We start from the raw sequence: 25,908 nt of genomic DNA, 5'->3' as shown, positions 1-25,908 counted from the left end.
CCGCCCGTGGCACAGCTGGGGCGGGTGCGCCTCAGTGCGATTCGTCCATCAGGCCCATGTCGGGGCTGGCCATCAGGGATTCGATGTCCATCATGATCAGCATGCGGTCGTTGACGCTGCTGATGCCGGTGATGAAGCTGGTGTCGACGGCCGAGGCCATCTCGGGGGCCGGTTTGATCGACTCGGCGGAGAGTTCGAGCACGTCGGAGACCGAGTCGACGACGGCGCCGACCACGCGGCCCTTGACGTTCAGCACGATCACGACGGTGAAGCTGTTGTACTCGGCGGTGTCGCAACCGAGCTTCAGGCGCAGGTCGACGATCGGCACGATCACGCCGCGCAGGTTGACCACGCCTTTCACGAACTGCGGAGCGTTCGCGATGCGAGTGGGCACTTCATAGGAGCGGATCTCCTGCACCTTCAGGATGTCGATGCCGTATTCCTCGGCGCCGAGGCGGAAGGTCAGGTACTCGCTGCCCGACTGTGCCGCCAGGGCGGCGCGTGCCGCTTCGTGGCGGGCGACGTGGGCTGCTTCGTGAATCATGTCCATGGTGTGTCCTCTCGAGATGGAAGCCGGGTTCAGGCTGTTCTGCTGTAACTATCGGCTTGCCGGGCTGAAACTGAAGGTTCGATGTGTGTGGAATGCGCCCGCCTTTTCGGGGCGCGTCCGCGGATCAGAAGGTTTCCCAGTCGTCGTGGCTGGCGGCGCTGGCCGCGGCGGCCGCCATCGGGGCCGGGGCCGGCGTCGCCACGGGCGCCGAAGCCGCCACGGGCGCGGGCGCCGGGCGGGGCGTCGCCACCGGCTTGGGCGGGCTGGCCTTGGCGACCGGCGCGGGCGCGGCGATCGGCGCAGAGGGGGCCGGCGCCGGCTTCGCGGCCGGTGCAGGCTTGGCCGATGCAACCGGCTTCACCACGGCCGGCGTGGCGGCGGCGACCGCAGGGCCGTCGAGCTTGAAGTTGCTCACCACTTGCGCCAGGCGTTGCGCCTGTTCCTTCAGGGCCTCGGCGGCGGCGGCGCTTTCTTCCACCAGCGCGGCGTTCTGCTGCGTCATCTGGTCGAGCTGCGTCACGGCGACGTTGACCTGGCCGATGCCATCGCTCTGCTCGCTGGAGGCGGCGCTGATCTCGCCGATGATGTCGCTCACCCGCTGCACCGAGCCCACGATCTCGCCCATGGTCGTGCCGGCATCGGCCACCAGGCGCGTGCCGGTCTCGACCTTCTCGACGCTCGCGCCGATGAGGCTCTTGATTTCCTTGGCCGCCTCGGCGGAGCGGCCGGCGAGGCTGCGCACCTCGCTCGCGACCACCGCGAAGCCGCGGCCCTGTTCGCCGGCACGGGCGGCTTCCACCGCGGCGTTCAGCGCGAGGATGTTGGTCTGGAAGGCGATGCCGTCGATCACGCCGATGATGTCGCTGATCTTCTTCGAGCTCGCATTGATCTCTTCCATCGTGGTCACGACCTGCGCGACCACGCTGCCGCCGCGGCGCGCCACCTCGGCGGCCGAGGCTGCCAGCTGGTTGGCCTGCTGCGCCGAATCGGCGCTCTGCTTGACGGTGCCGTTGAGCTGCTCCATGGAGCTCGCGGCCTGCTGCAGGTTGCTCGCCGTCTGCTCGGTGCGGGCGCTCAGGTCCTGGTTGCCGGAGGCGATCTCGGTGCTGGCGGTGGAGATGCTGTCGGTCGACTGGCGGACCTGCGTCACCGTCTGGCGCAGCGACTGCACCATGCGTTGCAGGCCGTCCATCACGCTGCCCGGCACGGCCGCCTTGACCTGCACCTGGAGGTTGCCCTGGGCCACCTCGGCCATCGCGGCCAGCGCCTCTTCAGGCTCGCCGCCGATGGTGCGCAGCACGCTGCGTGCCACGGCGTAGCCCACGCCGCCGATGATCAGCAGCAGCACGAGGCTGAAGGCCACGTTGGCCAGCAGCACCGAGCGCACCACCACGTTGGCATCTTCCATGTAGAGGCCGGAGCCGACGAGCCAGTTCCAGCCGTCGATCTTGATCACGTATTGGAGCTTCTCGACCGGCTCGGTCTGGCCCGGGCGCGGGAACATCGTGGGCACGAAGGCGATGCCGGTCTTGCTGGCGTTCACGCCATCGATCAGCGCCTTGACGACGTCGTTGCCGGCGCCGTCTTTCACCTTGCCGAGCATCGGCTGGCCGGCCCACTCGGGCTTGATGGGGTGCATGACGCCGGTGCCGTCGAGCGCCCAGAGGTAGAAGTAGTCGGCCTTGCCGTCAGCACCGCCATAGCGGGCGAGGCGCAGCGCCTCCTTGGCGGCCTTCTGCGCCTCTTCGACCGGCATCTTGCCGCTCGCGGCCAGCGCCTGGTACGACGCCGCGATCTGGTAGGCGGTCTGCACCGCCGAGACGAGCTGCGCGCGCCGGCCCTCCTGGACGTGGTGGCGCAGCATGGTCATCGACAGGGCGGCGAGCGCCGCGATGCCGAGCACGGCCACGCCAACGAGAAGGCCGATCTTGCGTTTGAAACTGAAATGTGCGAGCACGGTGAGGCTCCGGGTTAGCGATGAAGTTGAAACGTCGAGACCACCGACGCGAGCTGTTGCGCCTGCTGCTTGAGGCTCTCGGCCGCAGCGGCCGATTGCTCCACCAGCGAGGCGTTCGCTTGCGTCATCTGGTCCAGTTGGGTGACGGCACGGGTGACCTGGCCGATGCCGTCGCTTTGTTCACTGGTGGCGGTGGTGATCTCGCCGATGATGTCGCTCACCCGCTGCACCGAGCTGACGATCTCGGTCATGGTGGCGCCAGCGTCGGCCACCAGGCGGGAACCGGCTTCGACCTTCTCGACGCTCGCGCCGATCAGGCTCTTGATTTCCTTGGCCGCTTCGGCGGAGCGCTGCGCAAGGCTGCGCACTTCGCTGGCGACGACCGCGAAGCCGCGGCCTTGTTCGCCGGCGCGCGCCGCTTCCACCGCGGCGTTCAGCGCGAGGATGTTGGTCTGGAAGGCGATGCCATCGATCACGCCGATGATGTCGCTGATCTTCTTCGACGACGCATTGATCTCGTCCATGGTCGAGACGACCTGCGAGACCACGCTGCCGCCGCGCGACGCCACCTCGGCGGCAGACGCTGCCAGCTGGTTCGCCTGGCGCGCGGAGTCGGCGCTTTGCTTCACGGTGCCGCTGAGCTGCTCCATCGAGCTGGCCGCCTGCTGCAGGTTGCCGGCGGTCTGCTCGGTGCGGTGCGAGAGGTCGAGGTTGCCCGAGGCGATCTCGGCACTGGCCGACTGGATGGCGCCTGAGGACTGCATCACGGTGTGCAGCGAGCGGCTGAGCTGGGCCGTCATCGCGCCCAGCGAGCGCATGAGGTCGCCCACTTCGTCGCGGCGGGTGCTGGCGGCTTCGGCCTGCAGGTTGCCGTTGGCGACTTCGGCGGCCACGCCGACGGCGCGGCGCAGGTCGCGCACCACGCGGCGCTGCATCCACCACGCGGCGCCCACGGTGCCCAGGCACGCCAGCGACGCCAGCAGTCCGAGCAGCACGCTGATGCGCGTGGCACGGGCGGCGGCGGCGTCCATGTGGGCGCTGCTGGCGGCTTCCATCTTCGCCACCAGCGCGCCCACGGCCTTGGCCATCGCGGCGAAGGCCATGTCGGCGTTCTGCATCGCGGCGATGCCGGTGTTGGGGTCGACGGTCGCGAGGTCGATGGCCGAGTCGGCGAGCTTGCCGTACTTGTCGATCTGCGCCGAGAGGGCGGCCACGTCGTCCTTCAGCGTGGCTCCGCCGTCGGCATCGGTCATGGCCGACAGCGTGCGCTTCATGCCGCCGAGCTGGTTGGCAAGCCCCGAGCGGAAGGCCTTGACCTTCGCGTCGTCGAGGGAGCTCATCAGCGCCACGGTCTTGTAGACGCTCGCGTGCGACTGGGCCAGCTGGTCCTGCACGCTCGTCACGGTGCGGAAGCTTTCCATGTCGCCCTTGAACGACGCCTGGCTGTCGGCCGCCGCGCGGCTTTGCAGGACGGTGCTCAGTGCTCCGACCGACAACACCACGGCGACGGTCAACAACGGCGCTGCGAGCAGCTTCTTACCGAGATTCATGGGCCCACCAAGGGAGAAAGGGAGCCGGGTGAAAGGCCCGGCCCGGTTGTCGATTTACTTGTAGATGCCGCCGCAGACCACGGCGTCATTCAGCTTCTCGCAGTACATGCTCTTGGGCTCGATCTTCTTGGTGACCGGGTTGGTGAACTTGTAGTCCTGCCAGAAGGTGCCCTTGCTCTGGGCCAGCTCCACGCGCTCCTTGACGAAGGCCTTGCCGTCCACGTCCTTCAGCTCGATCAGGTTCTTGCCGACCATCTTCTCGTTGGCGCCGTGCGCATGCACCACGCCGTCGAGGCCGTAGACCACGAGGTAGAGGTCGCGGTCGTTGAACTGGCCGGCCTTGTTGGTGATTTCGGCAAAGCCCTTGTCCTTGCCGTTGGCCTTGATGAAGGCGACGCCCTTCTTGACCATCGCGGTCGCTTCGGCGGCGGTGGCATTGCCTTCCTTGGCGATGGCGAGGGGGGCCAAGGCCAGGCTGGACACGGCGAGGAGGGCGGTGAGGTGTGCGCGCATGAGGGTGCTCCTAGAGACGCATGAAGGGGCGGGAATGCCGAGGTTCACGGGAGATATCGGCAGGCACGCAGCGGCTTGTAGGCATTCTGTGGGTCGCCCCAGGCGTTCAATTCGTGCAAAAGCTGGCCCCTGACGGCGCTTTTCAACCGCCCTGGAAGCACCACGGCCCGTGAGGTCGTCACGGGCCGTGGTGTGGGGGAGGGCGCAGGAGCCTCAGAAGGTTTCCCAGTCGTCGTCGGCCGCGGCCTTGGCGGTGGCGGCCACCGGCGCCGGGGCGGCCGGTGCGAGCGCCACGGGCGCCGGTGCCGGGCGCGGGCTCGGTGTAGCGGCCATTGGGGCGGCCACCGGGGCGGCAGGCTTCGCGTCGATCGACTTGGCGTCGACCTTCGGCGCGGCCTTGGCGTCGGCCGGCTTGGGCATCGCCATCGCGGTGCTCGCCACCGGCTTGTGCACCACCGGCACCAGCGCTGCGGGCGCTGCGCTGCGGGCCGCGGGGGCGTCTGCGTCGAGCTTGAAGACCGCCACTTCGTCGACGAGCTTCTTGGCCCGGCCCTTGAGGCTCTCGGCGGCGGCGGCGCTCTGCTCCACCAGGGCGGCGTTCTGCTGCGTCGCCTGGTCCATCTGCGTGATCGCTTCGCCGACCTGCGCGACGCCGGCCGACTGTTCGGTGCTGGCCGCGCTGATCTCGCCCATGATGTCGGTCACGCGCTTGATCGAGGCCACCACCTCCTGCATCGTGGTGCCGGCCTGGTCGACGAGGCTCGAGCCCTGCTCCACGCGCTCGACGCTGGTGGAGATGAGGCTCTTGATTTCCTTGGCCGCTTCGGCCGATCGCTGCGCGAGGCTGCGCACTTCGCTGGCGACGACCGCGAAGCCGCGGCCCTGTTCGCCCGCGCGCGCCGCTTCCACCGCGGCGTTCAGCGCGAGGATGTTGGTCTGGAAGGCGATGCCGTCGATGGTGCCGATGATGTCGGCGATGCGGCGCGAGGACTCGTTGATGCCCTTCATCGTCTCGACCACGCGGTCGACCACTTCGCCGCCGGAGACGGCGACCGTCGAGGCGCTCATCGCGAGCTGGTTGGCCTGGCGCGCGTTGTCGGCGTTCTGCCTGACCGTGCTGCCCAGCTCCTCCATCGAGGCGGCGGTCTCTTCGAGCGCGCTGGCCTGTTGCTCGGTGCGGCCCGAGAGGTCGTGGTTGCCCGCCGAGATCTCGGCGCTGGCCGCGGCCACGCCTTCGGCGTTCTGGCGCACGCCCGTCACGATCTGGCGCAGGTTGGCCTGCATCTTCGACAGCGCCTTGAACAGCTGGCCGATCTCGTCGCCGCGTTCGGTGGCGATGGTGCGGCTCAGGTCTCCTGCGGCGATGCGGTCGGCGCCGGTCACGGCTTGCGAGGTGGCGGTGACGATGTCGCGCGAGACCAGCCAGCCGACGCCAAGCCCCAGCACGACCATGGCGCACAGGGCTGCGAGCACGATGATGCGGGCCCGGGCATAGGCCGCCTCTGCGGCCTTCGCGGCGGCGTCGCTGCCCTGGGCGTTCAGCTCGACCAGCTTGGTGAGCGTGGCGTTGGCCGCGCCGAAGCTTCTCGCGCCCTCGCCATTCAGGATCACCTTGGCCTCCACCGCCCGCAGGTCACGCATGCGGGTGACCATGGCCGCGTTCATGCCGACGTAGATCTTGAGCTCGGCTTCAGCCGCGTCGAAGAGCGCCTTCTCCTCCGGAGAGCCGATGAGCTTGCTGTACTCGGCCAGGTGCGTCGCCAGCTGCTTCTCGAGCTCGGCGAGCTTGGCCTCGACGGCGGCCACCCGGCTCGATTCCTCGAGCATGGTGAGCTGCATGCGCTGCACCCGCATCTGGGCCAGGTCGTCCTTGAGGGCGTCTGCCCCCTTCACGCCCGGCAGCCAGTGGCGGGCCAGTTCGTTGGCGGTCGTGTCGACCTGGCGCAGCTGCTCCATCGAGAGCAGGCTCTGCACGAGGGCGATGACGAGGACAAGCGCGAAGCCGCCCATCAGTTTGGTACGGATGCCGAGGTTCTTGAAATTCATGGCGGCCGTGCTCCTTCCAGCGGGCGGGGCGGGTTGGCGAATCAGCCGGTGGCGCCGAGCCTGAAGGTGGCCACCACCTGGCTCAGGCTGCCGGCCTGCTGCCTGAGGCTTTCGGCCGCGGCAGCGCTTTCTTCCACCAGCGCCGCGTTCTGCTGCGTCATCTGGTCGAGTTGGGTGACGGCATCGCTCACCTGGCCGATGCCGCTGGTCTGTTCGGTCGTCGCCGAGCTGATCTCGCCGATCAGGTCGGACACGCGCTTCACCTGGCTCACGATGTCGTTCATCGTCGAGCCGGCCTCGCCCACCAGGCGGGAACCGGCTTCCACGCGCTCCACGCTGGCGCCGATCAGCGACTTGATCTCGCGCGCCGCTTCGGCGCTGCGCTGGGCCAGTGAGCGCACCTCACCGGCCACCACCGCGAAGCCGCGGCCCTGTTCGCCGGCTCGCGCGGCTTCCACCGCGGCATTGAGCGCCAGGATGTTGGTCTGGAAGGCGATGCCGTCGATCACGCCGATGATGTCGGCGATCTTCTTGGAGCTGTTGGAGATCTCGTGCATGGTCGAGACCACCTGGCCCACCACCTCGCCGCCGCGCTCGGCGGCCGTGCTGGCGGAGCTGGCCAGCTGGTTGGCCTGGCGTGCGGTGTCGGCGTTGTTCTTGACCGTGGCGTTCATCTCTTCCATCGAGGCCGCGGTCTGCTGCAGGTTGGACGCCTGCGCTTCCGTGCGCTGCGACAGGTCGGCGTTGCCTGTTGCGATCTGCGCCGAGCCGGTGGCGATGGAGTCGGAGGCGTTGCGCACCTGGCTCACCACCTTGGCGAGGTTGGCCTGCATCTCGCCGAGCGAGGCCATCACGCTGCCCACCGGTGCGGCGTGCGCGGTGTGGGCCAGGTCGCCCACGGCCACGCGGCGGGCCACTTCGCCCAGCTCCGAGGGCTCGGCTCCCAGCGCACGGCGCAGGTTGCGGGTGATCATGAGCGCCATCGCCACGGCCAGGGCCACGGCGATGCCGCAGGCCACCAGCAGCAGGTTGCGGTTGGAGGCGTAGTTGCTCTTCATGACCTCGACTTCGCCTTCGCCGAGCTTGCGCAGGTGGTCGCTGTAGGCGCCGATGGTCTTCGACAGCTCGGCCAGCAGCGGGCGGCAGTCGTTGTTCATCATCGCGATGGATTCTTCGCGCTTGTTGTCGAGCGCGAGCTGCACGATCTGCTCGGAGACCTTGGCGTAGCGCGCCTCGATGGCCTCGATCTGCGCGACCTGCTTGCGCTCGTCTTCATGGACATCCGGGTCGGCCACCATCGCCTTGAGCTTGGCGATGCGCTTGCCCACGTTCTCGTGCGCGGCGGCCACGGCCTTCTTCTCGGCCTCGTGGATGGCGGGGCTGGACGACAGCACCAGGTTGCGCGAGGCGATGGTGCGCTCGAACATCGCGCGGCGCACCGACGCGGCCACCGAGATGCGGGCACCGGTGTCGCCCACATAGGCACCGAAGTTGTCGTTTGCGCGGCTCAGGGCGTGCAGCGCGATGCCCGAGACCAGCAACATGATCGCCACGAGGATCCCGAATGCGGCCATCAATCTGGCTGTGATCGTCATCTTGCTCAAGTTCATGTTGCCTTCCTGTTGTCGATTGATGTTTTGATGGGGTCAGTGAGCGGCCAGGCGGAAGGCGCTCACCATCCCGGCCAGGCGCTTCGCCTGGTCCTTGAGGCTTTCTGCGGCGGCGGCGCTCTCTTCGACGAGTGCCGCGTTCTGCTGGGTCATCTGGTCCAGCTGCATCACCGCGGTGTTGACCTGACCGATGCCATCGCTCTGCTCGGAGGTGGCGGTGGTGATCTCGCCGATGATGTCGCTCACACGCTGCACCGAGCTCACGATCTCGGTCATGGTGGTGCCGGCATCGGCCACCAGGCGCGAGCCGGTCTCGACCTTCTCGACGCTCGCGCCGATCAGGCCCTTGATCTCCTTGGCGGCCTCGGCCGAGCGGCCGGCCAGCGAGCGCACTTCGCTCGCCACGACCGCGAAGCCGCGGCCCTGCTCGCCGGCACGCGCGGCTTCCACCGCGGCGTTGAGCGCGAGGATGTTGGTCTGGAAGGCGATGCCGTCGATCACGCCGATGATGTCGGCGATCTTCTTGGAGCTCGCGTTGATCTCGTCCATGGTCGCGACCACCTGCGAGACCACGCTGCCGCCACGCTGCGCCACCTCGGTGGCCGAGGCGGCGAGCTGGTTGGCCTGCGCGGCCGAGTCGGCGCTGTGCTTGACGGTGGCGGTGAGCTCCTCCATCGAGGAGGCGGTCTGCTGCAGGTTGCTCGCGGTCTGCTCGGTGCGGGCCGAGAGGTCCTGGTTGCCGTGGGCGATCTCGGTCGACGCGGTGCTGATGCTGTCGGTCGAGCTGCGCACCTGGCCGATCACCTGGCGCAGCGAGGCCTGCATGTCGCCGAGCGCACGCAGCAGCTCGCCGAGTTCGTCGCGGCGGTTGGATTCGAGGGTCTGCGACAGGTCGTTGGCGGCGATCACGCGGGCCGTCTGCACGGCCTCCTGGAGCGGCGTCACCACCGACCGGGTGATCACCCAGGCCATGGCACCGCCGACGCACAGGCTGGCCAGCGCCAGCCCGAGCAGCACCACGCGCGCCATCGACAGCGTGCGCTGGAGCGAGGCATCCTGCGCCTCGGCATTGGCGCGGCCCCACTTCTGCAGCGCGCCGATGGCGGCGAGGTAGGCATCCGAGGCCGGCAGCAGCTTTTCCTTCATCAGCGCTTCGGCGGCGAACGGGTCGGCGTTCTTCAGGTGCTCGTAGAGCTGGGTGCGCAGGGCGACGTAGGCCTCGCGCCCTTGCGAGATCTTGGCCATCAGCGCGCGGCTCTCGGCATCCTGCAGGCTGGCGTCGAGCTCCTTCTGGATCTTGGAGATCTCCTGCGAGGTCTCCTTCATCAGGGGTTCGAAATATGCCGCCACGTCGGTCTGGCCCGCGGCCTTGGCGATGGCGATGGTGCGCGTGAGGTTGAGCTGCGTCTTGCGATGCCATTCGTCGACGACGTCGGCCCGCTGCTGTTCCTGCGAGGTGGCCTTCATGGCGGCCTCGGTGCGCTGCATCTGCAGGTAGGCGACGCCCACCGACAACAGAAGCAGCGCGAGCACTGCGCCGAAACCGAGGCCGAGGCGTGTGCCGATCTTGAAATTGTTGAGTTGCTGCATGAGAGGAGAGGGGCCGTGTTCAGGCTGCTTCGAGGCGGAAGGTGCCGACGACCTGGCTCAGGTTGCCGGCCTGCTGCAGCAGGCTGTCGGCCGCGGCAGCGCTCTGCTCCACCAGCGCGGCGTTCTGCTGCGTCATCTGGTCGAGCTGGGTGACGGAGATGTTGACCTGGCCGATGCCATCGCTCTGCTCGCTGGAGGCGGCGGTGATCTCGCCGATGATGTCGCTCACGCGCTGCACCGAGCCCACGATCTCGTTCATGGTCGACCCCGCGTCTGCCACCAGGCGCGAGCCGGCCTCCACCTTGTCGACCGAGTTGCCGATCAGGCCCTTGATCTCACGGGCGGCTTCGGCGCTGCGCTGGGCGAGGCTGCGCACTTCGCTGGCCACCACCGCGAAGCCGCGGCCCTGTTCGCCGGCGCGCGCCGCTTCCACCGCGGCGTTCAGCGCGAGGATGTTGGTCTGGAAGGCGATGCCATCGATCACGCCGATGATGTCGCTGATCTTCTTGGAGCTCGCATTGATCTCGTTCATGGTCGAGACGACCTGGGCGACCACGTTGCCGCCGCGCTGCGCCACTTCGGCGGCCGAGGCGGCGAGCTGGTTGGCTTGCGCGGCCGAGTCGGCGCTCTGGCGCACGGTGCCGGTGAGCTGCTCCATGGAGCTCGCGGTCTGCTGCAGGTTGCTTGCGGCCTGCTCGGTGCGCGACGAAAGGTCGCTGTTGCCCGAGGCGATCTCGCTCGACGCGGTGCGGATGCTGTCGCTCGAGTTGCGCACCTTGCGGATGATGTCGCGCAGCGATTGCTGCATGCCGACCAGCGCCTGCAGCAGGCGGGCGGCTTCATCCTTGCCATGCGTGTCGACATGGCGCTCGGCCAGGTCGCCCTGGGCGATGGCCTTGGCCAGGGCTTCGGCCTCGTCGAGCGGCTTGCAGATCGAGCGCATGTTGACCAGCGTGAGCGGCAGGATCACGACCAGCAGCACGCCGATCGAACCCAGCAGCAGGAAGGTGACCATGCGGCCCGACTTCTGCAGGCGCTCCTGGCCGGCGGCGGCCGAGGCGTTGATCTCCTGCGCCAGGTTTTCCACCGTGGCCAGCGCCGCGGCGTAGTCGGCCTGCGTGCGGCTCACCACCACCAGGGCCGCGCGCCCGGTGTCGAACGACTGGGCTTCGAGCTGCTTGAGGGTGGGCATGAAGCGGGTCTTGAAGGCCGCGAGCTGCGCCATGGCCTTCTTCGCCTGCTCGGCCTGGGCCGGCTCGGGCAGGGCTTCGACCAGCGTCTCGCCCAGCGCGTTGACCTCTTCGAAGGCCTTCATCCAGGCATCGCGCGCCTTGGCGAACTTGTCGGGCGACTCGTACTGGATCAGCATGTCTTTCTCGTGCAGGCGCAGCTCGTGCATCGAGGTGCGCAGGGCCGCGATGCGCTGCATCGCCGAGAACTCGACGCTGAAGAACGACATGCTGACCGAGTTGCTGTAGCTCTGGCCGGCGAAGCCGACGGCGCCGACCACCAGCAAGGAGGCGGCGACCACGAAGACGGCGCCGAGCATCCGCGTGCGGATGGTGAAGCTTCGGATGAGGGTGTTGAGGTTCATCGAAGTCTCCTTCTCGATGGCAATGAGGGGCGGCTGGGCGTGAGCCCGGTCGGTCTTGTCTTGTCTTGTCAGTGACGGCTGCGGCGCACCAGACTGCCGGTGTCCAGGATCAGCGCCACGCGGCCGTCACCCATGATGGTGGCGCCCGACACGTCGTTGACCTTGCGGTAGTTGGCTTCGAGGTTCTTCACCACGACCTGCTGCTGGCCGAGCAACTCGTCCACCAGCAGGGCGATGCGGCCGCCTTCGGCCTCCACCACCACCATGATTCCGCTCACGTGCTCGAAGTCGAAACGCGGCACGCTGAACACGTGCTCGAGTTCCAGCACCGGCATGTATTCGTCGCGCACGCTCACCACGCGGCCGCTGCCGCCGATGGTCTTGACCATGTCGGGCTGCACCTGGAACGACTCGACGACCGAGCTGAGCGGGAGGATGTAGACCTCTTCGCCCACGCCGACCGACATGCCGTCCATGATGGCCAGCGTGAGGGGCAGGCGCACCGAGACGCGCATGCCGTAGCCTTCGGCCGAGTCGATCTCGACCGAGCCGCCGAGGGCGGTGATGTTCTTCTTGACCACGTCCATGCCCACGCCGCGGCCCGACACGTCGGTCACCACTTCGGCGGTGGAGAAGCCCGGCGCGAAGATCAGGCCCCACACTTCCTGGTCGGTCATGCTGTCGGGCGCGTGGATGCCGCGCTCGCGGGCCTTCTTGAGCAGCTTCTCGCGCGACAGGCCGCGGCCGTCGTCACGCACTTCGATGACGATCGAGCCACCCTGATGCGACGCGGACAGCGTGATGGTGCCGGTCTCGGGCTTGCCCTTGGCCAGGCGGTCGGCGGGCGACTCGATGCCGTGGTCGCAGGAGTTGCGCACCAGATGGGTCAGCGGGTCGGTGATCTTTTCCACCAGGCCCTTGTCGAGCTCGGTGGCTTCGCCGAGCGTCACGAAGTCGACCTTCTTGCCGAGCTTGGCGGCCAGGTCGCGCAGCATGCGCGGGAAGCGGCTGAACACCACCGACATCGGAATCATGCGGATCGACATCACCGACTCTTGCAGGTCGCGGGTGTTGCGATCGAGGTCGGCAAGGCCGGCGGCCAGCTGCTGGTAGACGGCGGGGTCGAGGCCCTGCGTGTTCTGCGCCAGCATGGCCTGGGTGATGACGAGTTCGCCGACCAGGTTGATCAGCTGGTCGACCTTTTCCACCGACACGCGCAGCGTCGACGCTTCGACGGCGGCGGCCGGCTTGTCGGACCTGGTCGGCGCCTTGGCGGGTGCCTTCGCGGCCGGGGCCGAGTCGGTGCCCGCCGCGGTCGCCGCGGCGTTGGAGGAGGACGCGGCCTGCGTCGGCGCGCCGGGCGCGTCGTCGAAGAAGCCATAACCCTCTTCGGCCTTCTCTTCGGGCGGGGCCCCCGGTGCGCCGGCATGGAAGCCGAAGCCCGGGCCGAGCGGCAGGATCTGCACCTGCTCGCGCGCCACATGGAAGGTGAAGAGGTCCAGCAGGTCGGAGTCGCTGCTGGTGGTGCAGACCTTGAAACGGCGCACGCCGTCGGCGGCCATGCCGTTGTCGAGCGGCTCGATGGTGCCGAGGTCGGTGATTTCCTTGAACAGGTCGAGGATGTTGTTGGCCTGGTCAGGGTTGTCCATCGGGCCGACGCGCAGCTCGAGCACGCGGGCGGTGTTCTTGCCGGCGGCGGCCGGTGCGGCGCCTTCGGACACCGGGGCCGGCGCGGGCGCAGGGGCTGGTGCGGCAGCGGGGGCGGCGACCATGGGCGCTTCGCCGGACGACATCGCGCGGATGTTGAACAGCAGCTCGGTGGTGTCGAGTTCGGCGCCTTCGCCGCCGTTCTGGTGGCGGGCGAGCTGGGCGCGCAGTGCGTCGCCCGACTGCAGCAGCACGTCGACCATCGCGGCGGTGGGCGCGAGCTCCTGGCGGCGCAGCTTGTCGAGCAGCGTCTCCATCTGGTGGGTCAGCTCGGCGACGTCCTTGAAGCCGAAGGTGGCGGCGCCACCCTTGATCGAGTGCGCGCAACGGAAGATGGCGTTCATCTCCTCGTCGTCGGCGGCTTCGACGTCGAAGTCGAGCAGCAGCTTCTCCATGCGGTCGAGGTTCTCGCCCGCTTCTTCGAAGAAGACTTGATAGAACTGGCTCAGGTCGATGCCGGCGCTGAGGTTTGCGCCTTCTTGAGACATCTCGCCCATGTCGTGCTCCTGGTGTCGTGTCGTGTTGTGCTGGGGCCGAGGTCGTTTACTTCACGACCTTCTTGATCACTTCGATCAGCTTGGCCGGATCGAAGGGCTTGACCAGCCAGCCGGTGGCACCGGCAGCGCGGCCCGCCTGCTTCATCTGGTCGCTCGACTCGGTGGTGAGGATCAGGATCGGCGTGGCCTTGAACTTCGGGTTGTCGCGAAGCTTCTTGGTCAGGCTGATGCCATCCATGCGGGGCATGTTCTGGTCGGTCAGCACGAGGTCGAAGTCACGGGCGTTGGACTTCTCGAAAGCGTCCTGGCCATCCACCGCCTCGACGACGTTGTAGCCGGCGCTCTTGAGCGTGAACGAGACCATCTGGCGCATGGACGCGGAATCGTCGACGGCGAGGATTGATTGCATGGCTTTCTCCGGGGGAACTCGTGGGATTTCGGTTGAACGGGGGATGTCTTTAGAACAGCTCTATGGACCCGACGTCCATCTCGGCCTGTGTCACGGGGTTGGGGCGCAGCGGCACTTCCTCGGCTGCGGCCACGCCGTCTTCATCGTCGGCAAAGGCCTCGCGGGCCAGGCGGTCCACGCAGCTGCGCAGGCGCTTGTGCGTGTGGTTGATCAGCTGCGAGGCCATGTCCTGGAACTGCAGGGCCGTGACGGCGCCGCCCAGGTTCTGCATCACGTCGTCGAAGACGGCTTCGCTCTCTTCCATGCCGTGCGGGTGCGAGCGCAGCGTGCGGATGTGCTCCGACGCACCGTGGAAGCGTTGCATCAGCGTGTCGCAGGCATCCGCCAGCAGCGTCTGCAGCCGGTCGAGGTCATTGCTCGCGGTCATCAAGTGGTCCTGCAGGTCAGCGGCTGCCTCCAAGGGCATGCCGCCTCCGCCTTCGGGCAGGGCTTGAGCGTCGTTCGCGTCTTCCATCAGGTCTCCGCTCGTAATTCGTAAAGGTGCGCGGCCGGAGGCTGGCGCACGGGCGAGGGTCATCTGGAAGCATTCTTCGGCAGCTACGGGGCAGACATAAGGGTGATCACGGCCAGGAAGTGCCGCCAATTCAGGACTTCGGGCACGCTTTGCAGCCTTGTTGAGACCTTGTTGGCATACTGGCTGCATGCCTTCGTTCGCCCCGTCACAGAAGCGGCTGCGGCTGCTGCACCTGGAAGACTCCGAACTGGATCACCAGCTCATGGTGGCCCACCTGCGCCGCGATGGCCTGCTGGCCGACACGATGCGGGTGGACTCCGAAGCCGCCTTCCTGCAGGCGCTGGAGGCCGATCCGCCATGGGACGTGGTGGTCTCCGACTACAACCTGCCGGGCTTCTCGGGCCTGGTGGCGCTCGACCTGGTCAAGGCGAGCGGGAAGATGATCCCGTTCATCCTCGTCTCCGGCGAGATCGGCGAAGACACGGCGGTCGAGGCCATGCGCAACGGCGCCTCCGACTACCTGCTCAAGAACAACCTGACCCGCCTCGCGCCGGCACTTTTGCACGCGGTGGAGACCCACGAGCTGCTGCTGGCCCGCCAGCGCGCCGACCGGGAGCTGGGCGAGTCGAAGCAGCGCGTGCACGAGCTCGCGCAGCACCTGCAGGTGAGCGTGGAGCAGGAGCGCGCCGCGATCGCCCGTGAAATCCATGACGACGTGGGGGGCTCCCTCACCGCGCTCAAGTTCGACCTCGCCTGGATCGCCCGCCACAGCGACTCGCCCGAGGTGCTGGCGCGCGTGAACTCGGCGCTCGAGACGGTGAGCCACGCCATCGAGGCCAGCCAGCGGGTGATGCACAACCTGCGCCCCGCCATCCTGGAGCAGGGCCTGATCGCCGCGTTGCAATGGATGGCCAGCCGCTTCGAGAAGCGCACCGGCATCACCTGCGAGTTCCGCAGCCGGCATGAGCACTTGAGCCTGCCGCCGGGCGTGCCGCTGGTGGCCTACCGCACCGCACAGGAGGCATTGACCAACGTGTCGAAGCATGCCCAGGCGAGCCAGGTGCACATCGACCTCTCGCTCGCCGGCGGCGTGCTGTCGCTGGAGGTCAGCGACAACGGCCGCGGCTTGAACCAGGAAGACCTGGCCAAGGCGCGCTCGTTCGGCATCCGCGGGCTGCACGAGCGGGCGGGCACGGTGGGTGGCTGGGTCGACCTCTCCAGCGGGCCGGGTGGCACCACGCTGATCCTGTCGGTGCCATTGGAGCCCGACACCGACAACATGGACCTCGAGATCACCGAGCCCGGCGAGCTGAAAGACCCTTCCGGCCCCTACGACCCCACGGTGTGGGGCGCTCTATGATCGTCTGACCCATCGATTGTTGTTGTCTGACACGGCAGCCACCCCATGATCAAAGTCCTGCTCTGCGACGACCATGCGCTGATCCGGCGCGGCATCCGCGACACGCTCTCCGACGCCCCGGACATCCAGGTGATCGGCGAGGCCGGCGACTACGGCGAGCTGCGCAGCCTGATGCGCACCGTGGGCGAGGCCGACGTGCTGGTGCTCGACATCAACCTGCCGGGGCGCAGCGGGCTCGACGTGCTGCATGTCCTCAAGGATGAAGGGACGACGATGCGGGTGCTGGTGGTGTCGATGTACCCGGAGGACCAGTACGCGATCCGTGCGCTGCGGGCCGGGGCGTACGGGTACGTGAACAAGGGCGGTGACCCGGCCATCATCGTGCAGGCGGTGCGCACGGTGGGGCAGGGGCGCAAGTACGTGACGCCCGAGATTGCGCAGATGCTGGTGGAGTCGTTGACCACGCCTGGGGCCGAGGCGGCGCATGAGAAGCTGTCGGATCGGGAGTTGCAGACGCTGGTGATGATCGCGTCCGGGAAGCGCTTGTCCGACATTGCCGAAGAGCTGACCTTGTCGCCCAAGACGGTGTCGGTGTACCGGGCTCGGGTGCTGGAGAAGCTCGGGCTTTCCAACAACTCGGAGATGACGGTCTACGCGATCCGCAACGGGCTGGTGGGCGGCGAGTAGCACTGCCTGGCGCTGAAGCGAAAAAAGCGGCCCTCGGGCCGCTTTTGCTTTTCGTGGAGTCGTTCAGAACCCGAGGCTTGCCAGCAGGTCGTCCACTTCGCCCTGGTTCGTGACCACGTCGGTCCGGCCTTCGGGGTTGACCACCGGGCCGTTGAGCTTTTCCGTCGTGTGCTCGATGACCTTCTGGGCTTCCGGCGGTGCAGCTTGCACCAGCAGCTTCACCAGGCTGTCTTCCAGGTCGGCCGCAAGCGACACCACCTTGGCGACGACCTGGCCGGTCAGGTCATGAAAGTCCTGCGCCATCATGATGTCGGTCAGGTGCTGGTCGATGCGCGCGGTGGCAGCCTCGACGTCGCCCACGAAATTCATCACCGAGCCGGAGGCCACGGCCTTGACCGGGTCGGCCACGATGGCGGCGGCGATGCGGCGGGTTTCGGCCGCGATCGAGTTGTGCTCCACCTTCGCCTGGTCGACCGAGTTCAGCACCTTGTTGGCGGCGTTGCCGGTCTTCTCGGCGATGTAGTTCAGGCGGCTGCGCGCGTCGGGCAGGTTGTTGGCCGCGTCCTGCAGCTTGGGCATCACGCCCAGCTGGTGCAGGGTGTCGTGCAGCTGGCGCGTGATCATGCCCAGCTGTTGAAACACTTCAGGCGAAGCACCGCCTGCCGTGGGGGCGTGGGCCGGCTCGAGCACGGCCATGTCGTCCATCTTCATGGGTTCCCCCCTCCTCAGGCCGCTGTGGCCAGTTTTTGCATGATCTTTTGAACCTTTTCCTCCAAGGTGGCCTTGGTGAAAGGTTTGACGATGTAGCCGGCGGCGCCGTCTTGGGCGGCGCGCACGATGTCTTCCTTGCGGGCTTCGGCGGTGACCATCAGCACGGGAATGTGCTTCAGGCTGGCTTCGGCCTTGATGGCGGCGAGCAGCTCGAAGCCGTTCATGTTGGGCATGTTGATGTCGCTGACGACGAAGTCGAACTTCGCGTTCTTCAGCAGGTTCAGGGCCGCCACGCCGTCTTCGGCTTCTTCGGCGTTGTTGTAGCCGAGCTCCTTCAGCAACCCGCGCACGATGCGGCGCATGGTCGAGAAGTCGTCGACGATCAGGAACTTCATGTCAGGGTTGCTCATGGCGGGACCTCTCAAGTGCTACTGCCGCAGTTATCGGGCGTTCGGATTGGTTATTGAGGGGGCGACGGCAGCTTCAGTTGCGACTTTGGGCACAGCTGGAGCACTCGTCGGTGTTTCTTCGGCCGGGGGCACCTTGTTGAAGAAGCGGTCCTCGGCGTCGCGGTTCATCACGATGATGCTGATGCGGCGGTTGCTCGGCGCGAGGGGGTCTTCCTTGTCGAAGGGCACGCTGGAGGCGAGGCCCTGCACGCGCAGCATGCGGTCGGTCGGCAGGCCACCAGCGGTGAGCTCGCGGCGCGAGGCGTTGGCGCGGTCGGCCGAGAGCTCCCAGTTGCCGTAGCCCAGGCCGTTGCGGTCGGCGGCGAAGGGCTGGGCGTCGGTATGGCCCTCGAGCGTGAGCCGGTTGGGCACCTCGGCGAGCACGGAGCCGATGTCGCGCAGCAGCTCGCGCATGTAGGGCTTCACGACGGCGCTGCCGCTGTCGAACATCGGCCGGTTGCCCTCGTCGATGATCTGGATGCGCAGGCCGTCGGCGGTCATGTCGAGCTTGACCTGGTTTTTCATGTTGCCGAAGCGCTCGGCCTCGGCGGTGAGCATCTTCTCGATGTGCGCCTTGACCTGCTCGAGCTTGCCCGTCTCGCCGGCACGCTGCTCGGCGCGCATGGCGGCGAGGTTGATGGTGGCGCGGGTGGTGTCGATGTCGCCGCGCTTGACCTGGCCCCCCGAGCGGGTGAGGTCGGTGCCGCCGCCCTTGACCACGTGCGACGAGTCGCCCGAGCCGCTGCCACCGGAGAGCAGCGCCACCCGGAGCGGCGAGTTGAAATAGTCGGCGATGCCCTTCTTGTCGCCCTCGGTGGTGGAGCCGAGCAGCCACATGAGCAGGAAGAACGCCATCATCGCGGTCACGAAGTCGGCATACGCGATCTTCCACGCGCCGCCATGGGCCGCATGGCCGCCCTTCTTGACGCGCTTGATGATGATCGGTTGGAGCTTCTTGCTATCGCCGGCCATGATTACTTCTTGCCTTTGACGTGGCCTTCGAGCTCAGCAAAGGTCGGGCGCTCGGTGGAGTAGAGAACCTTGCGGCCGAATTCGACGGCGACCTGCGGGGCGTAGCCCTGCATGCTGGCCAGGAGCGTCGTCTTGATGCACTGGAGCTCCTTCGTGCCTTCGTCGTTCTTCTGCTCCATCAGGCCGGCGAGCGGCTCGGCGACGGCGTAGGCGAGAAGAATGCCGAGGAAGGTGCCGACGAGTGCGGAGCCGATCATGCCGCCGAGGATGGCGGGCGGCTGGCCCACCGAGCCCATGGTGTTCACCACGCCCAGCACCGCGGCCACGATGCCGAAGGCGGGCAGGGCGCCGGCAAGGCGCGCGATCGCCGCCGCGGGCGCGTGCGCCTCGTGGTGGTGGGTGTCGATCTCGCTGTCCATCAGGCTCTCGATCTCGTGGGCGTTCAGGTTGCCCGAGACCATCATGCGCAGGTAGTCGGTGACGAACTCGACCACGTGGTGGTCGCTGCCCACCGTCGCGTATTTCTTGAAGAGGGCCGAGTTCTGCGGCTCCTCCACGTCCTTTTCAATCGACATCAGGCCTTCCTTGCGGGCCTTCTGCAGGATGTCGTAGAGCAGCGCGAGCAGCTCCATGTACCGCGCCTTGGTGTACTTGCTGCCCTTGAGCAGCGTGGGCAGCGCGGACATCGTGGCCTTCAGCACCTTGGGCTGGTTGTTCACCACGAAGGCGCCCAGGGCTCCGCCCAGGATGGCCATCAATTCCGTCGGCAACGCCTTCAGGATCACGGACATGTTGCCGCCGTGAATGATGTAGGCCCCGAAGATGCACCCCAGGGCGACGCCGTAGCCGATGAGAACAATCATGGTCGGTTGAGTGGTTCGCCGTGTCCGCTGGCTCATCGTTGGCTGGCGGACTCAGGCCTTTATCGGCCTGCACAGAGCGGGTCTTGAGTGAGTGTGCGCAACACAAGTGGCGTTTGATCGCGGCAACAGGCCGGCATTTGGGGGTCAAACGGTGCGCGAGTCGTCCACCCAAAAAAAACGGACCTCGAGAGGTCCGTCGGAAAGCACTTTCTAGGTGCCAGGAGGAGACAAAGCAAAAACTGGTTGCTGAAGTACGCCTGGTTTATCGGTCGGTGCCAGGGAAACTTGAGCGGGGAAGGAATTCAGTGCATCTGGATGCCGCCCGATGCCTTGCCCTTGCCGGCACGCGCCGGAGGGTTGCACAGGCCGCACACGTAATGCTTGGGGATCTCGTGCGGGTGGGTCACGAAGTGGCCGCCGCACTTGGAGCACTTGGTCAGGGTCAGCATGCCGTTGTCGACGAACTTCACCAGGCGCCAGGCGCGGGTGACGGACAACAGGGCTTCGAGGTTTTGCGCCTGGGTCTGCTCCAGATAGAGCTGGTAGGCCTTGATCACGGTGTCGATCTCGTCCATCTCGGCGACCTTGTTCAGGTACTCGTGGATGTTGAGGAACAGCGACGCGTGGATGTTGGGCTGCCAGGTCATGAACCAGTCGGTGGAGAAGGGCAGCTGGCCCTTGCTCGGCGACTTGCCGGAGACTTCCTTGTAGAGGCGCAGCAGGCGCTCGTAGGACAGGTCGGTTTCAGATTCCAGCACTTGCAAGCGGGCGCCGAGGTTGATGAGCGTGACGGCACGCTCGATCTGCTTGGCTTCGGTGAGGATGCTCTTGCTGCGCATGGGAATCTGCTCCTGGTCTGTCTATATAGGTATGTCGGTGGCTGTCGATCCGGCTCAGGCGGCTTCTTGGTGGCGGCCGGCCATGAGGATCGAAGCGTGCAGGCGGCTGGTCGTGTCGTTCGAGGCAGCCTTGCCATGGTTGGTCAAGAGACCCCACACCATGTCGTCGTCCATGCGGAAGCGGCACAGCAGCGTGTTGCCGGAGGCGACCTTCATCATCTGAGCCGGGGTGAGCAGCGCAATCATCGAAGCGCTCTCTTCGCTGATGCCCAGGCGGAACAGGGCTTGTTCGCGGTCGGAGCGGATGAGGCTCTGGGCGAGCATCAGGTACGACAGGTTGGCTTCGCGGATTTCGGTCAGGATTTGGTCGGCGTTCATGCTGTTGTTCCTTGGGTTGTCTGGAGCGGTTGTCTGTTGGCGTTGATATGTGTTCAACGTGGGATGAACTGTAGAACTCAGAAATGGGGCCAAACATCAGGCCGGTTCTGTGGCTTGAGTCCAGCTTCTTCTGTGGCCCTTGTCAGGCAACTTCCTACAAACGTAACCACATGCACGCCCTCTGTGACGCAGTGCACGGCCCCGGCTCGGTGTTACCACTGATGCCGGGTGTAGGCGCCAGACAAGACGGCCTCTTTCGTGTTGCCGTGTCATCCAACCGTTGCACAGCGCACGCGCTTGTGAGACTCGGGTTGTCCTGCCCTCAAGACCGGCCACGGCGTGCCGAAAACATTCAGTGGCCTTCGGTGCCGTGAACAACGTCTGAAACGCCACCTTCATCTCGCTTGACAAATTTCTAAAGTTCCGAAATTGCCAAGCCGATAAGCAAACCAACGGGGACGGGAAACCAGAACCGGGGTCCGGAGTAAGCGGCCAAGGTGTTTCGAGAAGAGCGAAGGAAACAAGCTCTTCCTGGGATCTGAGGATGACGCACGCCGGGCGCAGCAGGCAGAGGCCAGAAGCCCCTGCCAGTTCGAAGCAGAAGCAAGGCCGAACAGATTCAAGGCCGAGCAACTGCGGAGGCAATGCCGGCGCTTGCCGGAAGTCACTTCAACCGTTATTGGAGATTTTCAAATGGCAATGACCATCAACACCAACATCTTCTCGCTGAACGCTCAGCGCAACACCTCGTCCACGCAGAACACCATGGCGACGGCCATGCAGCGCCTGTCTTCTGGCCTGCGTGTGAACAGCGCGAAGGACGACGCCGCCGGCCTCGCCATCGCCGAGCGCATGAACTCGCAAGTGCGCGGCATGAACGTCGCCATGCGCAACGCCAACGACGGCATCTCGCTGGCGCAGACCGCTGAAGGCGCACTCGCCAAGGTCGGCGACGCCCTGCAGCGCATGCGTGAACTGGCCGTGCAATCGGCCAACGGCACCAACAACACGCAAGACCGTGACAACCTCGACGCCGAATACCAGGAACTGAGCGCCGAAGTCGAGCGCATCATCACGGGCGCGGAGTTCAACGACACCGCCCTGCTGAGCGCCGCCTCGACCTTCACCTTCCAGGTGGGTGCTGGCACCGATGCCACCGACACCATCGACGTGGACTCGGTCGACCTGAGCGCGCTGGCTGCCACGCTGGGCGACATCACCGGTGCGGATGCCACCAACGCCAACACCGCGATCGGCGCACTCGACACCGCGATCATCGACGTGACCACCGGCCGCGCTTCGATGGGTGCCGTGCAGAACCGCTTCGACTCCGTGATTGCCAACCTGGCGACCTCGGCCGAGAACCTCTCTGCCGCCCGTGGCCGCATCATGGACGCCGACTTCGCGGCCGAAACGATGAACCTGTCGCGTGCCCAGATCCTGCAGCAGGCCGGCACCGCGATGATCTCGCAAGCCAACCAGCTGCCGCAGCAAGTTCTCTCGCTGCTGCGTTAACCCCTCGTCCGGCGGGTACGCCGGCCGGTCCCCCGAGGGGACGCGGGCCGGCTTGGGGCGGCCCGGCGCTCGGCCCGCCCGCCGCCTCGAAGGCTTCGACCACGCCTCATCGCTTGCGATGGGGCGTTTCTTTTGATGGTGTTCGAGAAACGGCCGGTTTTCGGCCTTCATTTCGGCCTTATGGCCCGAACGGGCTCGTCAAACAATGCACTCCACAGGTCCTCGAAGGTGGCCTGGTACCACCGATAGGAGTGCAACATGCCCCAGACCATCAACACGAATCTGAACTCGCTGAATGCGCAGAGAAACCTGAGCTCGTCTCAAGGCTCCTTGTCGATCGCCATGCAGCGCCTTTCCTCCGGCTTGCGCGTCAACAGCGCGAAGGACGATGCCGCCGGCCTGGCCATCGCCGAACGCATGAACGCCCAGGTGCGCGGCATGAACGTCGCCGCACGCAATGCCAACGACGGCATCTCGCTGGCGCAGACCGCTGAAGGCGCGCTCGGCAAGATCGGCGACGCCATGCAGCGCATGCGTGAACTGGCCGTGCAGTCGGCCAACGGCACCAACAACTCGCAAGACCGCGACAACCTGCAGGCCGAGTTCCAGCAGCTGAACGACGAAGTCGCGCGCATCGTCTCGGGCACCCGCTTCAACGGCACCGTGCTCTTTGACGGCACCAGCACCACCTTCAACTTCCAGGTGGGCGCCGGCACCGACGCGACCGACACGCTGACGATCAATACCGTGGACCTGACGGCCACCGTCGCTTCGCTCGGCGCGCTGAACATCTCGGGCACCGACAACACCGGCGCCTTGGCCGCGATGACCGCGCTCGACACCGGCATCATGGACGTGACCACCGCCCGCGCCACCTTCGGTGCCGCCCAGAACCGCTTCGACTCGGTGATCGGCAGCCTGACCGTGTTCGCCGAAAACCTCGCCGCCGCCCGCGGCCGGATCATGGACGCCGACTTCGCCGCTGAAACCGCGGCGCTGTCCCGTGCGCAGATCCTCCAGCAGGCCGGCAACGCGATGGTTGCCCAGGCCAACCAGCTGCCCCAGCAGGTTCTCACGCTGCTGCAACGGTAAAAAAATGCACTTCCGGGCTCAAGTTCCGGAAGTTCACGCCGATGACGGGATATCCGAGGAAGCTTGGATATTCCGTATTTGCGTTTGTGGGTCCTGACTTTGTTGGCAAACGTGCCCAGTCCACGGACCGGTTTGTAGGAGGTGTGAAATGGCCAGCGTCAGTTCAGCCGGCATCGGCAGCGGATTGGACGTCGAGTCGATCGTCACCAAGTTGATGTCGATCGAGGAGCGTCCCGTCACGCAACTCAAAACTCAGGCTTCAACCATCCAGACGAAGATCTCGGCCTTCGGCCAGCTTCAGTCTGCACTTTCCACTTTCCGTGACGCGGCCAACAGCCTCACCCGCGCCAACACCTGGGGCGCCACCACGGCCGTTTCGTCGGATGCCGGCGTGCGCGTCGGCACCTCGGACGGTGCTCCCGTCGGCAACTACGCCATCGAAGTGAGGTCGCTCGCAGCCGCGCAATCGGCGGCCACCGCGGGCTATGAATCCGCCGACGCCCTGGTGGGCGCAGGCACGCTGCGCGTGGAGATCGGCAGCTTCGGCCAGGCCGGCTTTGCACCGCAGCCCAACCTCGACGCCATCAACATCGACATCAGCGCCACCGACACCCTGACCACGGTGCGCAACAAGATCAACGCTGCCGGTGCGGGCGTCTCCGCCATCATCGTCAACGACGCGACCGGCGCGCGCATCATCATCAGCTCCACCAACCCGGGCAGCAACAGCGTGTTCCGCACGAGTGGCGATGGCGGTGCGGCCGCATTTGCCTTCGAGCCCGGCCTCGACCCGTCGCTCAACGCGATGAGCCAGACGCAGGCCGCGGCCGATGCCCAGCTCAGGATCAACGGCCTCGACGTCATCTCGCCCACCAACACCCTGACCGACGTGGTGCAGGGCCTGACCATCAACCTGCTGCAGCCCACCACCGGCACGGCGCAGGTGACGGTCTCCCAGGACAACGATGCGCTGAAGAAGTCGGTCGACACCTTCGTCGAGTCGTACAACGCGCTGGCCAAGATGCTGCGTACGCAGACCAAGTACGACGAGTCCACCAAGACTGCCGGCTCGCTGCAGGGTGACAGCACCGCCGTCGGCCTGCAGCGCCAGTTGCGCAACCTGCTCACCAGCGAAACACCGGCCAGCTCGGTCTACCCGACGATCAATGCGCTCGGCATGACGCTGCAAACCGACGGCTCGCTCAAGGTCGACGCGACCCGCCTGACCGCCGCCCTGAACACCAACCCGGCCGAGGTGCGGCGGCTCTTCAGCGCCTACACCCCGCGGGTCAACGAGAACGATCCCGACGTGAACGGCATCGCGAAGCGGCTCAGCCTCTTCGCCGACAAGGTGCTCGGCGTCGACGGCTCGCTCACGAGCAAGACCGAAGGCCTGAACACCAGCCTCAAGCTCAACCAGAAGCGGCAGGACGAGCTGACCGACCGCCTGGCCCTGACCGAGGCCCGCCTGCGCGCGCAGTACACCTCGCTCGACACCAACATGGCCAAGATGTCGGCGTTGAACAGCTACATCACCAACCAGGTCGCGGCCTGGAACAAGAGTTCGTGATCCCGGCGAACTGAAGGGGGCCGGTGCCGCCGTCAAGCGCCGAAAACCCGGCCAGTTCTGAAGCGGGGTAGGGCTCAAGCAAGGCAGAAGTCGAACCGATAACCAAGCATCAGTTGTTCAACGCAAGTTCAACGCCAACGACGCACCGACAACCATGTTTGCTTCAGCCTTCTCCTCCCCCGGAAAGCGCCAGCTCGGCGCCTACCAGCAAGTCCACGTGACCACCGGTGTCGACGGCGCTTCGCCGCACCGCCTGGTGCAGATGCTGTTCGAAGGCCTGCTCGACTCGCTGGCCCGTGCCCGCGGCGCCATCGCCCACGGCAACGTGGCGGTCAAGTGTGAAGAGATCGGCCGCGCGGTGCGCATCGTCGAAGAAGGCCTGAAGGCCGGCCTGAACGTGCAGGAAGGCGGCCAGCTCGCGAAGGACCTGCACGACCTCTACGCCTACGTGACCGTGCGCCTGACCTACGCCAACCTGCACAGCGACGAGGCAGCGATTGTCGAGTGCGTGAAGCTCATCGAACCCATCGCCACGGCATGGGACGAGATTGCCCAGAAGGACGCTGCATGAAACGCGGTCTCCGCCACGCTGCCCTCGCCAGTCACCACCACGCCGACGCCATGAACTCCGCCCTGCTCCAGTACTACGAAGCGATCGAACAGGCCAGCTCCGACATGCTGCTGGCCGCCCGCGCCGGCAACTGGGACGCGGTGGTCAAGCTCGAAGGCGCCTGCGCCCTGCTCATCTCGCAGCTCAAGCATGCCGCCACCAAGCAGCAGCTCGACACCGAGGAGGCGCAGCTCAAGTCGCGCATCATGCAGCGCATCCTGATCAACGATGCCGAGATCCGCCAGCTGGCCGAGCCCTGGCTGGAAGACCTCGACGGCATCCTCGCCGGCAAGCCCAAGTCGGTTCACTGACCGGGAGGCAACGA

General features: G+C 66.6%; 24 protein-coding genes. 7 read left to right on the top strand and 17 right to left on the bottom strand.

Going from position 1 to position 25,908, the window contains the following annotated elements; all coding sequences use genetic code 11:
* Nucleotides 1-31: 31 nt before the first annotated feature.
* The 11 genes from JI745_RS08320 to JI745_RS08270 all read right to left on the bottom strand — a co-directional run bounded on the left by JI745_RS08320 (nucleotide 32) and on the right by JI745_RS08270 (nucleotide 14,537).
* Nucleotides 32-550: a chemotaxis protein CheW gene (locus JI745_RS08320; RefSeq protein ID WP_201805371.1), complete on the bottom strand. Its 519-nt coding sequence runs from the start codon at nucleotides 548-550 to the stop codon at nucleotides 32-34.
* Between the two features lie 124 nt (nucleotides 551-674).
* The gene (locus tag JI745_RS08315) at nucleotides 675-2,507 is read right to left on the bottom strand and encodes a methyl-accepting chemotaxis protein (protein ID WP_310738534.1); all 1,833 of its coding nucleotides are present in this window, start codon (nucleotides 2,505-2,507) and stop codon (nucleotides 675-677) included.
* A gap of 14 nt (nucleotides 2,508-2,521) precedes the next feature.
* The gene (locus JI745_RS08310) at nucleotides 2,522-4,057 is read right to left on the bottom strand and encodes a methyl-accepting chemotaxis protein (RefSeq protein WP_201805369.1); all 1,536 of its coding nucleotides are present in this window, start codon (nucleotides 4,055-4,057) and stop codon (nucleotides 2,522-2,524) included.
* A 54-nt stretch (nucleotides 4,058-4,111) separates the two neighbouring features.
* Nucleotides 4,112-4,570: a cache domain-containing protein gene (locus tag JI745_RS08305; protein ID WP_201805367.1), complete on the bottom strand. Its 459-nt coding sequence runs from the start codon at nucleotides 4,568-4,570 to the stop codon at nucleotides 4,112-4,114.
* A gap of 213 nt (nucleotides 4,571-4,783) precedes the next feature.
* Nucleotides 4,784-6,616, bottom strand: a complete 1,833-nt coding sequence (locus JI745_RS08300) for a methyl-accepting chemotaxis protein (RefSeq protein WP_201805365.1) — start codon at nucleotides 6,614-6,616, stop codon at nucleotides 4,784-4,786.
* Nucleotides 6,617-6,657: 41 nt separating this feature from the next.
* The gene (locus JI745_RS26750; protein WP_201805364.1) at nucleotides 6,658-8,226 is read right to left on the bottom strand and encodes a methyl-accepting chemotaxis protein; all 1,569 of its coding nucleotides are present in this window, start codon (nucleotides 8,224-8,226) and stop codon (nucleotides 6,658-6,660) included.
* A gap of 36 nt (nucleotides 8,227-8,262) precedes the next feature.
* The gene (locus JI745_RS08290) at nucleotides 8,263-9,816 is read right to left on the bottom strand and encodes a methyl-accepting chemotaxis protein (RefSeq protein ID WP_201805363.1); all 1,554 of its coding nucleotides are present in this window, start codon (nucleotides 9,814-9,816) and stop codon (nucleotides 8,263-8,265) included.
* Between the two features lie 19 nt (nucleotides 9,817-9,835).
* Nucleotides 9,836-11,410 (bottom strand): methyl-accepting chemotaxis protein, encoded by a 1,575-nt coding sequence (locus JI745_RS08285; protein WP_310738533.1) that lies wholly within the window; start codon nucleotides 11,408-11,410, stop codon nucleotides 9,836-9,838.
* A 68-nt stretch (nucleotides 11,411-11,478) separates the two neighbouring features.
* Nucleotides 11,479-13,614: a chemotaxis protein CheA gene (locus tag JI745_RS08280; RefSeq protein ID WP_201805362.1), complete on the bottom strand. Its 2,136-nt coding sequence runs from the start codon at nucleotides 13,612-13,614 to the stop codon at nucleotides 11,479-11,481.
* A 46-nt stretch (nucleotides 13,615-13,660) separates the two neighbouring features.
* Nucleotides 13,661-14,023: a response regulator gene (locus JI745_RS08275; RefSeq protein ID WP_201805361.1), complete on the bottom strand. Its 363-nt coding sequence runs from the start codon at nucleotides 14,021-14,023 to the stop codon at nucleotides 13,661-13,663.
* Nucleotides 14,024-14,072: 49 nt separating this feature from the next.
* Entirely contained in the window at nucleotides 14,073-14,537 is a 465-nt protein-coding gene (locus JI745_RS08270) for a hypothetical protein (protein WP_201805360.1), read from the bottom strand.
* A gap of 187 nt (nucleotides 14,538-14,724) precedes the next feature.
* Here JI745_RS08270 and JI745_RS08265 point away from each other — a divergent pair, with 187 nt between their 5' ends.
* Together JI745_RS08265 and JI745_RS08260 are read left to right on the top strand one after the other, a co-directional pair.
* On the top strand, nucleotides 14,725-15,897 hold the full coding sequence (locus JI745_RS08265) for a response regulator (RefSeq protein WP_201805359.1): 1,173 nt from the start codon (nucleotides 14,725-14,727) through the stop codon (nucleotides 15,895-15,897).
* Nucleotides 15,898-15,942: 45 nt separating this feature from the next.
* Nucleotides 15,943-16,584, top strand: a complete 642-nt coding sequence (locus JI745_RS08260; RefSeq protein ID WP_201805358.1) for a response regulator transcription factor — start codon at nucleotides 15,943-15,945, stop codon at nucleotides 16,582-16,584.
* Nucleotides 16,585-16,647: 63 nt separating this feature from the next.
* Here JI745_RS08260 and JI745_RS08255 read toward each other — a convergent pair whose 3' ends face one another.
* From JI745_RS08255 to flhD, 6 genes are all read right to left on the bottom strand, one after another.
* Complete coding sequence (locus tag JI745_RS08255) at nucleotides 16,648-17,295, bottom strand: protein phosphatase CheZ (RefSeq protein WP_201805356.1); 648 nt, start codon at nucleotides 17,293-17,295, stop codon at nucleotides 16,648-16,650.
* A gap of 14 nt (nucleotides 17,296-17,309) precedes the next feature.
* Entirely contained in the window at nucleotides 17,310-17,705 is a 396-nt protein-coding gene (gene cheY, locus JI745_RS08250; RefSeq protein ID WP_201805355.1) for a chemotaxis response regulator CheY, read from the bottom strand.
* A gap of 30 nt (nucleotides 17,706-17,735) precedes the next feature.
* Nucleotides 17,736-18,716 (bottom strand): flagellar motor protein MotB, encoded by a 981-nt coding sequence (gene motB, locus JI745_RS08245; protein ID WP_201805353.1) that lies wholly within the window; start codon nucleotides 18,714-18,716, stop codon nucleotides 17,736-17,738.
* A 2-nt stretch (nucleotides 18,717-18,718) separates the two neighbouring features.
* Nucleotides 18,719-19,579: a flagellar motor stator protein MotA gene (gene motA / locus JI745_RS08240; RefSeq protein WP_201805351.1), complete on the bottom strand. Its 861-nt coding sequence runs from the start codon at nucleotides 19,577-19,579 to the stop codon at nucleotides 18,719-18,721.
* Nucleotides 19,580-19,881: 302 nt separating this feature from the next.
* On the bottom strand, nucleotides 19,882-20,418 hold the full coding sequence (gene flhC / locus JI745_RS08235; RefSeq protein ID WP_201805350.1) for a flagellar transcriptional regulator FlhC: 537 nt from the start codon (nucleotides 20,416-20,418) through the stop codon (nucleotides 19,882-19,884).
* 54 nt (nucleotides 20,419-20,472) lie between these two features.
* The gene (gene flhD / locus JI745_RS08230; protein ID WP_201805349.1) at nucleotides 20,473-20,796 is read right to left on the bottom strand and encodes a flagellar transcriptional regulator FlhD; all 324 of its coding nucleotides are present in this window, start codon (nucleotides 20,794-20,796) and stop codon (nucleotides 20,473-20,475) included.
* 693 nt (nucleotides 20,797-21,489) lie between these two features.
* On the opposite strand from flhD, the gene JI745_RS08225 reads away from it, so the two are divergent.
* The 5 genes from JI745_RS08225 to JI745_RS08205 all read left to right on the top strand — a co-directional run bounded on the left by JI745_RS08225 (nucleotide 21,490) and on the right by JI745_RS08205 (nucleotide 25,894).
* Nucleotides 21,490-22,311, top strand: coding sequence for a flagellin (locus JI745_RS08225; protein ID WP_201805348.1), 822 nt, complete (start codon nucleotides 21,490-21,492; stop codon nucleotides 22,309-22,311).
* Between the two features lie 258 nt (nucleotides 22,312-22,569).
* Nucleotides 22,570-23,403 (top strand): flagellin, encoded by an 834-nt coding sequence (locus tag JI745_RS08220; protein ID WP_201805347.1) that lies wholly within the window; start codon nucleotides 22,570-22,572, stop codon nucleotides 23,401-23,403.
* A gap of 148 nt (nucleotides 23,404-23,551) precedes the next feature.
* The gene (gene fliD, locus JI745_RS08215) at nucleotides 23,552-24,973 is read left to right on the top strand and encodes a flagellar filament capping protein FliD (protein ID WP_201805346.1); all 1,422 of its coding nucleotides are present in this window, start codon (nucleotides 23,552-23,554) and stop codon (nucleotides 24,971-24,973) included.
* Between the two features lie 154 nt (nucleotides 24,974-25,127).
* Nucleotides 25,128-25,544 carry a flagellar export chaperone FliS gene (gene fliS / locus JI745_RS08210; protein WP_201805345.1) on the top strand — a complete coding sequence of 139 codons (417 nt, stop codon included), beginning with the start codon at nucleotides 25,128-25,130 and terminating at the stop codon, nucleotides 25,542-25,544.
* Nucleotides 25,545-25,594: 50 nt separating this feature from the next.
* Nucleotides 25,595-25,894: a flagellar protein FliT gene (locus JI745_RS08205; RefSeq protein ID WP_201812427.1), complete on the top strand. Its 300-nt coding sequence runs from the start codon at nucleotides 25,595-25,597 to the stop codon at nucleotides 25,892-25,894.
* The last annotated feature ends 14 nt before the right edge of the window (nucleotides 25,895-25,908 follow it).

Source organism: Piscinibacter sp. HJYY11 (assembly GCF_016735515.1).
Classification (GTDB): Bacteria; Pseudomonadota; Gammaproteobacteria; order Burkholderiales; family Burkholderiaceae_C; genus Rhizobacter.
Note: the sequence above shows the minus strand (reverse complement) of the source record. Positions and strands in the feature narration are given on the sequence as shown.

Excerpts from the sequence above, each read along its gene's own strand:
- JI745_RS08320 (WP_201805371.1), bottom strand. The coding sequence starts at position 550 with ATGGACATGATTCACGAAGCAGCCCACGTCGCCCGCCACGAAGCGGCA.
- JI745_RS08310 (WP_201805369.1), bottom strand. The coding sequence starts at position 4,057 with ATGAATCTCGGTAAGAAGCTGCTCGCAGCGCCGTTGTTGACCGTCGCC.
- JI745_RS08305 (WP_201805367.1), bottom strand. The coding sequence starts at position 4,570 with ATGCGCGCACACCTCACCGCCCTCCTCGCCGTGTCCAGCCTGGCCTTG.
- JI745_RS08300 (WP_201805365.1), bottom strand. The coding sequence starts at position 6,616 with ATGAATTTCAAGAACCTCGGCATCCGTACCAAACTGATGGGCGGCTTC.
- JI745_RS26750 (WP_201805364.1), bottom strand. The coding sequence starts at position 8,226 with ATGAACTTGAGCAAGATGACGATCACAGCCAGATTGATGGCCGCATTC.
- JI745_RS08290 (WP_201805363.1), bottom strand. The coding sequence starts at position 9,816 with ATGCAGCAACTCAACAATTTCAAGATCGGCACACGCCTCGGCCTCGGT.
- JI745_RS08285 (WP_310738533.1), bottom strand. The coding sequence starts at position 11,410 with ATGAACCTCAACACCCTCATCCGAAGCTTCACCATCCGCACGCGGATG.
- JI745_RS08280 (WP_201805362.1), bottom strand. The coding sequence starts at position 13,614 with ATGGGCGAGATGTCTCAAGAAGGCGCAAACCTCAGCGCCGGCATCGAC.
- JI745_RS08275 (WP_201805361.1), bottom strand. The coding sequence starts at position 14,023 with ATGCAATCAATCCTCGCCGTCGACGATTCCGCGTCCATGCGCCAGATG.
- JI745_RS08270 (WP_201805360.1), bottom strand. The coding sequence starts at position 14,537 with ATGGAAGACGCGAACGACGCTCAAGCCCTGCCCGAAGGCGGAGGCGGC.
- JI745_RS08265 (WP_201805359.1), top strand. The coding sequence starts at position 14,725 with ATGCCTTCGTTCGCCCCGTCACAGAAGCGGCTGCGGCTGCTGCACCTG.
- JI745_RS08260 (WP_201805358.1), top strand. The coding sequence starts at position 15,943 with ATGATCAAAGTCCTGCTCTGCGACGACCATGCGCTGATCCGGCGCGGC.
- JI745_RS08255 (WP_201805356.1), bottom strand. The coding sequence starts at position 17,295 with ATGAAGATGGACGACATGGCCGTGCTCGAGCCGGCCCACGCCCCCACG.
- cheY (WP_201805355.1), bottom strand. The coding sequence starts at position 17,705 with ATGAGCAACCCTGACATGAAGTTCCTGATCGTCGACGACTTCTCGACC.
- motB (WP_201805353.1), bottom strand. The coding sequence starts at position 18,716 with ATGGCCGGCGATAGCAAGAAGCTCCAACCGATCATCATCAAGCGCGTC.
- motA (WP_201805351.1), bottom strand. The coding sequence starts at position 19,579 with ATGATTGTTCTCATCGGCTACGGCGTCGCCCTGGGGTGCATCTTCGGG.
- flhC (WP_201805350.1), bottom strand. The coding sequence starts at position 20,418 with ATGCGCAGCAAGAGCATCCTCACCGAAGCCAAGCAGATCGAGCGTGCC.
- flhD (WP_201805349.1), bottom strand. The coding sequence starts at position 20,796 with ATGAACGCCGACCAAATCCTGACCGAAATCCGCGAAGCCAACCTGTCG.
- JI745_RS08225 (WP_201805348.1), top strand. The coding sequence starts at position 21,490 with ATGGCAATGACCATCAACACCAACATCTTCTCGCTGAACGCTCAGCGC.
- JI745_RS08220 (WP_201805347.1), top strand. The coding sequence starts at position 22,570 with ATGCCCCAGACCATCAACACGAATCTGAACTCGCTGAATGCGCAGAGA.
- fliD (WP_201805346.1), top strand. The coding sequence starts at position 23,552 with ATGGCCAGCGTCAGTTCAGCCGGCATCGGCAGCGGATTGGACGTCGAG.
- fliS (WP_201805345.1), top strand. The coding sequence starts at position 25,128 with ATGTTTGCTTCAGCCTTCTCCTCCCCCGGAAAGCGCCAGCTCGGCGCC.
- JI745_RS08205 (WP_201812427.1), top strand. The coding sequence starts at position 25,595 with ATGAACTCCGCCCTGCTCCAGTACTACGAAGCGATCGAACAGGCCAGC.